The following is a 12,206-nucleotide window of genomic DNA, read 5'->3' as shown; positions in this document are numbered from 1 at the left end:
ATAGGTCTCTTACTTTTGAACATACAAGAAGATGAAAAAGCAGGGTATATTCTATATAAAGCTTAAGAAACGCCTCTATTCTTCAGCTTTTTCTCTTTTAAAGGAGTAGGAGGTCTTTGTTCATGACCATGCTCTTTCAAAAATTAACTATCGTTCATTGTACGCTTAGTAAAATGAGTATAAAAGATAAAAAAGGAGAGGCGCATGAGGGATGTAGTTTCCAAAAAAACAAGGCAAAATATTCATCGAGACATTGAACAAGGGAACTTAGGAAAAGTGAGAGACCGCCTGCACGGTTTGCTCGTTACATATCCAAATGAGCTGTCTTTGCGAAAAGAACTCGGAGATATTTATTATCGTCTTCAAGACCTTCAAATGGCAGGGCGCTACTGGTATTTAGAAAAAGAAAAAACAGTGGAAATGACTCGCGCTTGTCTGCTCTTTGAAAAGAAGTGCGGCGATAATCCAGCTGTAATTGCAAGAGCATTAAAATTCAAAGGAGACAAAGAGCAAATTCACGATTTACGTATTCAGGAAATGCTCTCACAAACTCAGCGTACGGTCATAGAAAAATTGATTGAACCGCCGGAGGAAGAAACGATAGGGGATAAGCTTATTGTAGCTGGATGCGCGTTGATTTTTCTTACAGTCGTCAGTTTTCTAATCATTGGCGTATATACCGTTTGTACATGGGTTTTTTTATGAGAAAAAGGTGCACATCAGTGCACCTTTTCTTTATGAATGTTCCTTCACTACGTGATTGATAATTTGCTCGGCTGCTGCAGCCGGGCCAGATGCCTCTTGGAAACTTGCGTTAATTTCTTTAATTCCTTTTTTATAGGAATCTTCACTGACAACTTCGTCAACGGCATTTCTTAAAAGAGAAGCATTTACCGTTTCTTTTGCTAAGCGATACCCGGCGTTTAGTTCCACGAGCCTTTGAGCAACGAGAGGCTGATCTTTGCCATGAGGTAAAACGACCAGCGGTACGTTAAAATGAATAGCTTCATTTACGCTGTTCATGCCTCCGTGCGTGACAAAAACGTCCGCTTCTTTTAACACGTCAAGCTGGGGAACATAAGACGAAATAATAAAATGCTCCGGGGCTTTTTTAATTTTTTTAAAATCAGCTCGATCGCCCGCGGCAATCACAACTTTTCCATCAAAGTCGCTAAATGCGTCGATGCACAGGTTGAAAAAGCCTTCTACATCATGAAGTACCGTTCCCATTGAAATATAAAGAACTTTTTCGTCTTTTAGTTTTTCTAACGGAAAATCATGAGAGCTGTGACGCTTTGGAAAGCTTGGCCCAATAAATAAACATGAGTCATCAAAATGTTCATGAAGAGGCTGGAAAAAGCGGCTTGTGTACACGACCGTTAATTCGCCTTCATTGTTCATAAATTGAAGCAGATTTTTAGGCTCTACGCCAAACTGATTTTTAAGCAAGCTGAGCCCGTACTGAGCTTGTTCATCCGGCTGAAATGGAACGCCTGAATCCGGATGAAGAGGCATCATTGCTAAGCGGTCTTTTGGCATTAAAAAAGAAGCAGATGAGACAATGCCGGGAATCCGCAAATAATCACGCACTAATTCGCCTGCTCCAAACTTGTCGTAGAACACAAAATCAAATTCAATTTTTTTTGATAATGTATGAACAAGCTTCAGCGTATCTAAAGAAGTTTGGATGTGGATGTTTAAAAAAGCGTTGATTCCTTGAGGAGTTTCAGGCCTGATGGATACACCGCTTAATAAGTCTGGGTGAGTGTGTACGATAGCCCCGGCGTTTTCAAGGCGCTCTTTAAATCGCTCGGCCGTAATGTAATGAACGGTATCACCTCGGTCTGAAAAAGCTTTTACCATTCCAAGCGTTGGGTTTACGTGACCTTCAGCGGGAAAGTTGATCATTAAAATGTTTGCCATTTTTTCACTTCACTTTCGGTAAGATTTCTTCAAGCGTAATCAAATATAAGGAAGTTGACAACTAATTTGGTTAGCCCATTTATTTTTTAACTCACTTCCTTTGTGTATAAAATGTGAAAAAATATAACTTTTTTCCTAAAAAATAACATAATTAAACTGAGTTTATGATAGAATTTTGAGAGCACTAGAGAGAAAGAATCATTTTTGGAGGTTGCTATTTTGAGTACGTTATCAACAAATTCAGAACCAGTTTTAAAGCCTAAAAAGAAAAAAGAGTTTACTTACTTCACATTGCTTCTATTTATCGTGTTGGGCTTTGGACTGCAAATCATAGCCGGAATTGGAGTAGCTGTTTACGATGAAGTTACGGGTTCAAATATCACAGGGATTTTATTAGAAGGACCCTATGCTCTGCTCGTAGACGCAGCGTTTTTTCTAGGAGTTGCGGTGCTTTATAGACCTGTGCGCAGATTTTTAAAGCCTATGTGGAACTTCTCAGTATTAAAAGAAAGAAAAACGTATGTATATATTGTGGCAGGCTTTTTAATTGTAGCCGCGGTGCAGTACGTGATGCTTTCATTTTTAAACGTAGAAAGCGCAGATCAGCAGCAAAAAGATTTAAATCAAGGCAGTTTTAATGAAACGCTGCTTTCAAGCTGGATATTTTTTATAAGTGTAGCAGTTATCACGCCTATTAAAGAAGAACTGCTTTATAGAGGTGTTTTATGTGGTTTCTTAACCAAACGCCACCACGTGCTTGTGGGCATTTTCGTTTCCGCTCTTGTATTCGGTCTTTTACATATTGGCTTTCCGATTACAGCTACCGTCATGGGACTTGTCTTTGCCATTATTTATTATCGAACAAAATCTATTTTCCCATCTATGATCCTGCATATGCTGTGGAATGGATTAGTGAGTATAACCGTGTTCTTTTAAAAGAGGCTGAAACAAAGTAGTTTCGTTGAGGGAAGATCCGAACGATGAATCGTTCGGATTTTTTTATTGATAGGATGTACCTAAGTTTCATGTATGTAGCTCTTTCTAGCTGTTGATTGGATGGATTTTGTTATGTCTCAATTTCTTTTTATTTCGATAAAGACGCCGAATGCTTTACGCGGATTTTCCCGACTATTAATAATCCAAGAGGGTAAAACAGCCCAAATAACAGACTGTACGGAATCCACGTATCTCGGTCCCACGTTTGTTCATATGGAATGCTTGGATACACGATAAGTGAAAATGTAACGGCAATAATGCCTAGTGGAAGAGTTAAAATTCGGTAGTTTTTTAATTCAAGAATTTGAGCAAGTCCAGAAACGGTCGCATAGTAGTAGAGAGACGTTTTAAAATAAAGAGATAAAAACCACATAATAGCCATAATGACTTCAATGTTTTTTAGAAAATCCGCGACTTCGATCCGCCTTGCAAGCTCATAGCTTGGATATAAAGCGATACGTGTATACGTATTTCCAAGTACAAGAATGCCAAGCAACAAGATAATAATCATAATGCCTCCACCGATTAAGCTTCCTGTAAAAAAAGCGCGATTTCGCTGATCTGGTTCCGCTACGTGAGCAGGGAAAACGGTTAGCAATACAATAAAGGTGAGAGAAGTAATACTTGTAAAGACCAGAATAGATCTGATAATAGGCTTAACGCCCACCTCTAACAAAGGCTGCAAATTCTCATAATGAATTTGAGGGAAGATCGAAAAAACTAAGATTAAAAACGGAATAACAAACCAAGGAAAGAGAATTTCAGCACAGCGGGCAATCGTTTCAATGCCAAGCCGAACACCGACAATCACAATTCCCATAAACAAAATATGAACAGCAAGCATAGGGGTTTGAATAATAATGCGAGTTGTTAGAAACGAGCCCACGTAAAACAAAACTTGACTGCAAAAAAGAAGAGTAGAAGCGACAAATAAAAGAGAGACAAACTTTCCTAGCCACTTGCCTAAAATGGCTTCGTTTAGTTCTATAAGGGTTTTATTCGGATAAAGGCTAGAGAGTTTGATATACATCCATACAAGTAAAACGCCTACAACTACGCCTAAAATAGCTGGAATCCATGCCTCTTGTTTAGAATCAGCCGTTAAGCTTCCAGGCACGACTAAAATAGTATCGCCTAAGCTATAAAAAATAACGAGTATTCGAAACTGTGCTGCGGATAATTTCATCTGACTATGCACGTTGTTCACTTCCTTTTACTTCAGCAGACTGAACAAAAAATCACTAAAAGGTTTTAATAAAAAAGCAATGCCGTCTCCGGGGTTGGGGATTTCCACACCGCCGTATTTTAAACTAACAATCAAAATACTTACTGTGAACAAACTCCAAAAAATTCGCTTTTCTTTTTTATTGTTCACTTTTTTTAAATAAGGTATTTCTACTAAACAAACAGATGCACAAAGTAAAAAAATCCCTAAAAATATAAGCATGTATCAACCTCAATTAGTAACCCTTCAAAAATAATGAAGGGATGTTAAAGACGTTTGTGTTTCAAAGATAGTATGAACCAAAAAGGCTTCATTTATGAAAAGTGAGACTAAAGGCAGGGCAAAACCGTGTTATAATGACCAAGTTGAGCGTTATAATAGAAAAAACAGCATGATTACAAACAAGTAGATACATAACAAGGTAAGGATGGGAGAGATATATATGGCAGATGAGCTCAAAAAAATGCTAGATGACAAAGAAAAGGTGCAGCTTATTATCGCCGCTGTTGTGATGCTTGGAGGCCTGGTCGTTTTGTTAAAAAGCGTTGCAACAGGGCAGGCCATGGGTCAAAAATGGCTAGAAAGTCAAGGGAACGCAGACACGGATCTCTATCTTGAAACGATAAAAAGCTACATACATCTGTATCAAATTGTGGGTGGCGTCATGTTTGGAGGAGGCCTTTTCACGTTACTTCGTGCTAAGCTAAAGAAATAAAGCGGCAGCAAAATAAAAGATCATAGTCCAAAAGAAGCGTCATATCTTTTTAATAACTTAAAAAATAGTGAAAAGGAGTTATGTATGAATAATGAAGAAAATACACCGGCTTATCATCTGTTTATGATGATAGGAGCGCTTGCTATGCTGATTTTTGGTGTTGTCGGTTTCTTTATTCAGTATCCTGCTACGTTAAGTTTTGTGATGTGTATTGGCGGAAGTATTATATTTTTGCTGCATTTATTTGAATATATGAAACCTAAAAATGAACTATAGCATCTTCAAACGAGGAAATCTAGAAGCAAAGGAAGATGAGAAATGCGGAAACACCGTACGTATGAAACGCTAGTTGATCTTTATCAAAAAAGCGCCAAAATTCATTATGAAATCGATTATCGAAATAAAAAATCTGTAAAAAAAGGCAATCGAGCTGCAGAAGATATGAAAAAAATTGCGCAGCTCATTCATTTATATTATCCAGGCATGCTGTTTGAATTTGCAACACTGCTGACGAATCCTACTTATCGAATTGACCTATGGGCTGCACATCATATTTTAGAAATCATGAGCTATTCACCAATGCTTGAGGACAACGCGCTTTCCGTCATCGAACGCTACGCCGACGAAAATGATTTTACAGCTTTAGGAAATCGCATGTGGTTAGATCAGTGGAGAGAAAAACAGCGCTAGAATTAAGCTAGGCAAACCAGATTAACTAAAAGGAAGATAGATATATGAGTTTACGTATATTAAAGAACGGAATAGGCGTCACTATTCGAGGAGCAGAGCCAAAAGACGCAGAGAAAATGATTGCTTTTTACAACCAGGTAGGCGGAGAAAGTGATTTTCTTTCATTTGGAGAAGGGGAGTTTCTTAGACCTGTTTCAGAGTATGAAGTATTTTTAGCTTCTGTAAATCGAGAGCACAATTCTCTTATAGTTGTGGTTGAAAAAGAAGAGGAAATCATTAGTATTGCATCCATCACCTCGTCTCAAAACCCGCGCAATAAGCATGTGGGAACCCTCGGTATTGTAGTAGAGAAATCTTATAGCGGGCTAGGATTAGGTAGACAGCTCATGATTGAGCTGATTGAATGGGCACGTACGAATAAACAAACAAAAAAAATTGAACTGGTGACGCGGGAAGATAATCAAAGAGCTGTTGCTTTATACAAGCAGCTAGGTTTTCAAACAGAAGGATTAAAAGAAAAAGACACCTATATAAATGGCGTGTACTATAATACAATGCTTATGGGTCTTCACTTATAAAAAGAGGCTGGGACAAAAGTATATCAAGTGAATGAAAATCCGAACGATGAATCGTTCGGATTTTTTCATTGTGGTGATGAATATAGGCTTCATATAGATAGGTGCTTCTAGTGGTTTCAGAGGCTCAGCGGCGCCCGCGGAACGCAAAGCCTTGGACGGAAATCAACAGCGGCGGAACAAGCAGGTCAGATCATATATGCTAATTGTTCTTCTTTAGATTGAATTGATGTAGTTATATCTCAGTCTTTGGGTTTATTATTTTTAGCGTCCGCAAATACACTCATCGCCTCGTTCATAAATTTGGCTAATCCTTTTCCATAGCGGTCAATGGTAGTTGTAAATCGCTCATCTTGCACATACATTTCTCCAAGACCTTTAAAGGCTTCTAATGAATACGTTCCAAAGTTCTCATTTAAAAATTGATACCATGTCGCAATAGCTTTTTGAGCTTCTGTAGAAGAGGGTGACAGATCACGGAGCGAAGCTAAGTGAGTGTAGATACTTTCCCATTCGTTTGACATGTGCTGCTGTTCTTCTTGTGAAAAGCTTTGTACTTTTTCATTCGCTTGATCTATCCGCTGGTTTCCCCAGCGCTTCCGTGCTTCTTCTTCGTATGGGTTATGCGAAAAATCCAGTCCGTTAAACCGCTCTTTTTCGTTCATTTCAATCGCTCCTTTTTCATATTGAATCGTTTTATTAATGGTTACAATCATTTGATCGAGCCGACTGCGTTTTTCAATCAGCATGTTTTTTTGCAGTATCAACGCTTCTGTACGATTAAACGTCGGGTCTGTTATAATCTCGTGAATTTGTTTTAAAGGGAATCCAAGTTCTTTAAAAAATAATATTTGCTGAAGCATATCGAGATTAGCCGGTGAATAAAGCCGGTAACCGGATTCGCTGACGGCATCAGGTTTTAATAGCCCGATTTCATCATAATGATGCAGCGTGCGGACGCTGATTCCTACTAAGTCAGCAACTTCTTTTACTTTTCTGTTCATTCTTTCATCTCCCTTCTGAAATCTACTATAAAATATAACGCAGCGTAAGGGTCAATACTAAAAAAGAAATAATTGACTTTTAGTTTATATGCATTTATATTTAATTAGCATTAACTATTTATAACATGAAATAAATAAGCAAGCCTGGAGGAATAGATGTGACAAAAAGCAATCAGTATCTTGGAGAGATTCGTTCATCGCTTCAAGTGCTATTTGAAAAAATGCAGCCCGAAATGATGGAGAGTTTAAATGAGCATGAGATGACTCCTACGCAATTATTTGTTCTTTCTTATTTAAAGAAAGTAGGGAGCAGTAAGGTTTCTCAAATTGCAGAAATGATGGATGTCAAACCGAGCGCCGTGACTCTTTTAGTAGATCGTCTCGAACAGCACAATTTTGTTGTAAGAGAACATAATAAAGAGGACAGACGAGTCGTTGATATTACCTTAACGGAATTTGGGCATCGCAAGCTTGAAGATGTGCTGAATAGTCGAAAAGCCATTATGGACCGCTATCTTTTGCATCTAACAGAAGAAGAGCTTTCCATGATGGCTTCTATTACGAAAAAGCTTGCAACGTCAGCTGCTTCTTATAAAGAGAAGCAGCAGTAACAAAAAAGAGGAGAGACACACGATGGAAAATCAAAAAAATTCAAAGCGCACGCTTTTATTAATTGGCTTAATTATTGCGATGTTCTTTTCTGCACTTGATGGAACCATTGTCGGAACAGCTATGCCAAGAATCGTAGGAGATCTTGGTGGTTTAAGCATGATGACATGGCTGACAACAGCCTATTTGTTAACATCCACAACGGTTGTTCCGATTGCAGGGAAGCTCGCTGATTTAGTAGGCCGCAGAGTAATTTATGTTACAGGACTTATTATTTTTATGGTTGCTTCTGCTCTATGTGGAATGGCAAATAATATGACAGAGCTTATTTTATTCCGTGCATTACAAGGAATTGGCGGCGGCGTTATGATGCCGATGGCAATGATTGTAATCGGTGATTTATTTACAGGAAAAGAACGAGCAAAGTTTCAAGGAGTATTCGGAGGAATTTACGGTCTTGCTTCTGTCATTGGTCCACAAATTGGCGGATGGATTGTTGATTCACTGAATTGGAAATGGGTGTTTTACATCAACTTGCCGGTAGGGATACTCGCTACCGTTTTTATTGCACTGGGACTTCAAGGAAAGAAACATACGGGACCTGTGAAATTCGATGTAGCCGGTATGTTCACAATGGTTATCGGAGTAGTGAGCTTGCTTTTGGCCCTGAGCTTTGGAGGAAAAGACTACGACTGGAATTCTTGGCAAATTGTTAGTCTATTTACACTGGCTGTTGTTGGGATCATAAGCTTTATTATTGTGGAAACGAAAGCGAAAGAGCCGATTCTTCCGATGTATTTATTTAAGAATCGAACGTTTACGCTTTTAAATATCGTTGGCTTTTTTATGAGCATCGGCATGTTCGGAGCCATTACGTTTGTTCCGTTCTTTATGCAAGGAATCGTTGGAGTCAGCGCCTCGGAATCAGGTACCATTATGACGCCGATGATGATTTCAATGATCGTAACGAGTATTATTGGAGGACAGCTTGTTTATAAAGTTGGAATCAAACCTCAAATTGTTACGGGTATGCTTATTATGGCAGGAGGATTCTTTTTATTAACAACATTAGACCTTCATACTAGCAAGCTTGTTGCCACTTCTTATATGGCCATAATCGGTTTAGGAATGGGTCTTGTGATGCCAATTTTAACGCTTGCTCTTCAAGAAAGCTTTTCAAAAGAAGAGCTCGGTGTGGTTACATCATCAAGTCAATTTTTCCGTTCAATTGGAGGAACGTTCGGTATTACCATTTTAGGAGCGGTAATGAACGCAAAATCAGGTACGCTTCTTACTGACAAACTCGTTCCATATTTAAACACATTGCCTGCTCAAGCAAGTGCTTTTGCAGACGGATTTAAAAAAGCGATTGATACGAATCCTGAAAGTGTGCTGCAGATGCTGTTTAGCCCTGAGGCGCTAAAGAATATCCCAGCTGCGCTTTCAGACAGCATTGTGCCAATTTTGAAGACCTCGCTAATGAGCGCATTGCACAGCGTCTTTTTCATGGGCTTAGCTTTTATTGTTTTAGGGGCGGTATGCACATTGTTCTTAAGGCAAATCAAGCTTTCAAATAAAAAAGCCGAAGAAAAACCAGAAGAAGGCATTGCTGAAGTAGAGCCATCACATTAAAAAAAGCGCACAAATTTGTGCGCTTTTTTCTATATCAACTAGTGGTTTCATTAGGCTTACGAAGAAAAGGGGATTGTTTAGACGTGTCATACGAAATTTGATCAAGTAAATACGTTAAATATAAGTTCAGTTCAAACCTATCTTCTGACACAAAATCTGTAAGCGCTTGCTTATTATCTTTCCACATGGTAATTCCTCCTTAATTTTACATACTAATGAATGGATTTAATATCAGAAAGCAAAAGGGAAACAACGGCTTCATTTTCGTCTTTTACGGATAGAATTTGCTGATGGATATTTAAGTTGTGCACGCGGCCTTTGCACGTTTGCAACGTTCCATCTTTATAGTAAGAAACAGTTATCGTCCCACTTTTCGTTAATTCTCGCAAAAACATTCAAGAAGCCTCCTTAAAAAAGATTACCTGATTTAAAAGCCAGTCCTTTCATTTGAGATGAGCAAAAGGGAATTGTATGTACTGCAAGCTTCCCTTTATATTCTTCAATGTGTATGAATAGATCGAATAAAAGGTTGCTAGCTCACCTATAAAATGTCCTAAATTTCAGAATATACTGTCTTTTTCATATAGTGTTTTTTAAAAGGATTAATGTTACATTTATTATGTAACATTCTGATGAGAAAGAAAACCGTTTCTACAAAACTTCTCTAAAAATTACAAAATATTCATATTTATGTGAAGGATGTAGAATGAGCAAATATAGAAGTAACTGCTTTTATAAAAAACGTAACGACAGCTTCAAATATTAATGATCTTAATACTAGTTATCAATTATATGTATTTTACTAATTTATTCTTCTCCGATAAAATGCAGGTAGACGAATTTGATAAGAATTTTCTAATGATTTATATAATTAAATTTGATATAATCTATAGGAATAATAATGTATGAAGGGAAACATCATTGATTAATTAGACACAGGTATTAAATGTTGTTGAAGATGATTCGTAAAAGCATACATATTTAAATTATATATTTTTGTGAGGTGGACAGTGTTGCAACTTAAGGTAGTAAACAGCCCTTTTAATCAAGAACAAGCAGATTTGCTTAATCGCCTTCTGCCGACATTAACAGAAGCACAAAAAATGTGGTTGAGCGGTTATTTAACAGCATCTCAATCTACGTCTGCCGAAGGAACGCCAGACGTTTCTACAGCAGCGCCTGATCAAACGAAACAGACGGTTTCAAAAGACGTAACGATTCTTTACGGATCACAAACAGGAAATGCTCAAGGACTTGCTGAAAATACAGGCAAAACGCTTGAAGCAAAAGGTTTTAATGTAACTGTATCTTCTATGAATGATTTCAAACCAAATAATTTAAAGAAACTTGAAAATTTATTAATCGTCGTAAGTACACATGGAGAAGGAGAGCCGCCTGATAATGCCCTGTCTTTCCATGAATTTCTTCACGGCCGTCGAGCACCAAAACTTGAGAACTTCCGTTTCTCTGTCTTATCGCTTGGAGACAGCTCATACGAATTTTTCTGTCAAACAGGAAAAGAATTTGATGTGCGCTTAGCAGAACTTGGCGGTGAAAGACTGTATCCGCGCGTTGACTGTGATTTAGATTTTGAAGAGCCCGCGAATAAGTGGCTTAAAGGTGTTATTGACGGATTAAGCGAAGCAAAAGGACACAGCGCTTCGGCAGCTGTTCCAGCGGAAGCTCCTGCAGGAACTTCACCATATTCAAGAACAAATCCTTTTAAAGCAGAAGTGCTTGAGAACTTAAACTTAAACGGCCGCGGATCAAATAAAGAAACGCGACACTTAGAACTATCTCTAGAAGGTTCAGGTTTGACGTATGAACCAGGAGACAGTTTGGGTATTTATCCTGAAAATGACCCGGAGCTTGTTGATCTTCTTCTTAACGAATTCAAGTGGGATGCAAGTGAAAGTGTAACGGTTAATAAAGAAGGAGAAACGCGTCCTCTTAGAGAAGCGCTAATCTCTAATTTTGAAATTACCGTTTTAACAAAACCGCTTTTAAAGCAAGCAGCTGAGCTTACTGGAAACGATAAGTTAAAAGCGCTTGTAGAAAATCGTGAGGAATTAAAAGCATACACACAAGGCCGTGATGTGATTGACTTAGTTCGTGACTTCGGCCCATGGAACGTATCGGCACAAGAGTTTGTAGCCATTTTACGTAAAATGCCAGCGCGCCTTTACTCGATTGCAAGCAGTTTATCAGCAAACCCTGATGAAGTTCATCTAACAATCGGAGCGGTACGCTACGAAGCGCATGGACGCGAGCGTAAAGGTGTTTGTTCAGTTCTATGTTCAGAACGTTTGCAGCCAGGCGATACGATTCCTGTATACCTTCAAAGCAATAAAAACTTTAAGCTTCCTCAAGATCAAGAAACGCCAATTATTATGGTAGGACCTGGTACAGGTGTGGCTCCGTTCCGCTCATTTATGCAAGAGCGTGAAGAAACAGGAGCAAAAGGAAAGTCATGGATGTTCTTTGGAGATCAGCACTTCGTAACAGACTTCCTTTACCAAACAGAATGGCAAAAGTGGTTAAAAGATGGCGTACTGACAAAAATGGACGTGGCGTTTTCACGCGATACTGAAGAAAAAGTATACGTACAAAACCGTATGCTCGAACATAGTAAAGAATTATTCCAATGGTTAGAGGAAGGCGCATCTTTTTATGTGTGCGGAGATAAAACAAATATGGCACGCGACGTGCACAACACGCTAGTTGAAATTATCGAAACAGAAGGCAAGATGAGCCGTGAACAGGCGGAAGGTTACCTTGCTGAAATGAAGAAACAAAAACGTTATCAGCGTGATGTATACTGAGGATTGAAAGGAGAT

General features: G+C 38.5%; 15 protein-coding genes. 9 read left to right on the top strand and 6 right to left on the bottom strand.

Annotation, left to right across the window (positions count from 1 at the left end):
* Positions 1-204: 204 nt before the first annotated feature.
* Positions 205-705: a DUF6584 family protein gene (locus MMB68_RS07805; RefSeq protein WP_277447592.1), complete on the top strand. Its 501-nt coding sequence runs from the start codon at positions 205-207 to the stop codon at positions 703-705.
* Positions 706-735: 30 nt separating this feature from the next.
* Here the strand turns inward: MMB68_RS07805 and MMB68_RS07800 are convergent, their stop codons facing one another.
* The gene (locus MMB68_RS07800) at positions 736-1,923 is read right to left on the bottom strand and encodes a macrolide family glycosyltransferase (protein WP_277548519.1); all 1,188 of its coding nucleotides are present in this window, start codon (positions 1,921-1,923) and stop codon (positions 736-738) included.
* Between the two features lie 219 nt (positions 1,924-2,142).
* On the opposite strand from MMB68_RS07800, the gene MMB68_RS07795 reads away from it, so the two are divergent.
* Positions 2,143-2,859 carry a CPBP family intramembrane glutamic endopeptidase gene (locus tag MMB68_RS07795; RefSeq protein ID WP_277548518.1) on the top strand — a complete coding sequence of 239 codons (717 nt, stop codon included), beginning with the start codon at positions 2,143-2,145 and terminating at the stop codon, positions 2,857-2,859.
* Positions 2,860-3,007: 148 nt separating this feature from the next.
* Here MMB68_RS07795 and MMB68_RS07790 read toward each other — a convergent pair whose 3' ends face one another.
* Both MMB68_RS07790 and MMB68_RS07785 read right to left on the bottom strand, forming a co-directional pair.
* Positions 3,008-4,117: a GerAB/ArcD/ProY family transporter gene (locus MMB68_RS07790; RefSeq protein ID WP_115654309.1), complete on the bottom strand. Its 1,110-nt coding sequence runs from the start codon at positions 4,115-4,117 to the stop codon at positions 3,008-3,010.
* 15 nt (positions 4,118-4,132) lie between these two features.
* The gene (locus MMB68_RS07785; protein WP_014459357.1) at positions 4,133-4,366 is read right to left on the bottom strand and encodes a hypothetical protein; all 234 of its coding nucleotides are present in this window, start codon (positions 4,364-4,366) and stop codon (positions 4,133-4,135) included.
* Between the two features lie 220 nt (positions 4,367-4,586).
* On the opposite strand from MMB68_RS07785, the gene MMB68_RS07780 reads away from it, so the two are divergent.
* The 4 genes from MMB68_RS07780 (at position 4,587) to MMB68_RS07765 (ending at position 6,127) form a co-directional block, all read left to right on the top strand.
* Entirely contained in the window at positions 4,587-4,859 is a 273-nt protein-coding gene (locus MMB68_RS07780; RefSeq protein ID WP_221784253.1) for a hypothetical protein, read from the top strand.
* Between the two features lie 84 nt (positions 4,860-4,943).
* Positions 4,944-5,135, top strand: coding sequence for a hypothetical protein (locus MMB68_RS07775; protein WP_014459359.1), 192 nt, complete (start codon positions 4,944-4,946; stop codon positions 5,133-5,135).
* Between the two features lie 42 nt (positions 5,136-5,177).
* Positions 5,178-5,549 carry a hypothetical protein gene (locus MMB68_RS07770; RefSeq protein WP_050691441.1) on the top strand — a complete coding sequence of 124 codons (372 nt, stop codon included), beginning with the start codon at positions 5,178-5,180 and terminating at the stop codon, positions 5,547-5,549.
* Positions 5,550-5,593: 44 nt separating this feature from the next.
* Positions 5,594-6,127 (top strand): GNAT family N-acetyltransferase, encoded by a 534-nt coding sequence (locus tag MMB68_RS07765; RefSeq protein WP_221784255.1) that lies wholly within the window; start codon positions 5,594-5,596, stop codon positions 6,125-6,127.
* Positions 6,128-6,366: 239 nt separating this feature from the next.
* On the opposite strand, the gene MMB68_RS07760 is transcribed toward MMB68_RS07765, so the two are convergent.
* Positions 6,367-7,128: a MerR family transcriptional regulator gene (locus MMB68_RS07760; protein WP_221784256.1), complete on the bottom strand. Its 762-nt coding sequence runs from the start codon at positions 7,126-7,128 to the stop codon at positions 6,367-6,369.
* Positions 7,129-7,286: 158 nt separating this feature from the next.
* Between MMB68_RS07760 and MMB68_RS07755 the strand changes: the two genes are divergently transcribed.
* Positions 7,287-7,739, top strand: coding sequence for a MarR family winged helix-turn-helix transcriptional regulator (locus tag MMB68_RS07755; protein WP_221784258.1), 453 nt, complete (start codon positions 7,287-7,289; stop codon positions 7,737-7,739).
* A 22-nt stretch (positions 7,740-7,761) separates the two neighbouring features.
* Positions 7,762-9,369, top strand: coding sequence for an MDR family MFS transporter (locus MMB68_RS07750; RefSeq protein ID WP_221784259.1), 1,608 nt, complete (start codon positions 7,762-7,764; stop codon positions 9,367-9,369).
* Positions 9,370-9,403: 34 nt separating this feature from the next.
* Here the strand turns inward: MMB68_RS07750 and MMB68_RS07745 are convergent, their stop codons facing one another.
* The gene (locus tag MMB68_RS07745) at positions 9,404-9,556 is read right to left on the bottom strand and encodes a hypothetical protein (protein WP_013057796.1); all 153 of its coding nucleotides are present in this window, start codon (positions 9,554-9,556) and stop codon (positions 9,404-9,406) included.
* Positions 9,557-9,581: 25 nt separating this feature from the next.
* Entirely contained in the window at positions 9,582-9,764 is a 183-nt protein-coding gene (locus MMB68_RS07740) for a YolD-like family protein (protein ID WP_221784261.1), read from the bottom strand.
* A gap of 618 nt (positions 9,765-10,382) precedes the next feature.
* Between MMB68_RS07740 and MMB68_RS07735 the strand changes: the two genes are divergently transcribed.
* Positions 10,383-12,191, top strand: a complete 1,809-nt coding sequence (locus MMB68_RS07735) for an assimilatory sulfite reductase (NADPH) flavoprotein subunit (protein WP_214988391.1) — start codon at positions 10,383-10,385, stop codon at positions 12,189-12,191.
* Positions 12,192-12,206 lie beyond the last annotated feature (15 nt).

It is taken from the genome of Priestia sp. Y58, from assembly GCF_029522095.1.
GTDB lineage: Bacteria > Bacillota > Bacilli > Bacillales > Bacillaceae_H > Priestia > Priestia megaterium_E.
The sequence above is the reverse complement of the archived record's forward strand: the minus strand, read 5'-3'. Positions and strand labels throughout refer to the sequence as shown.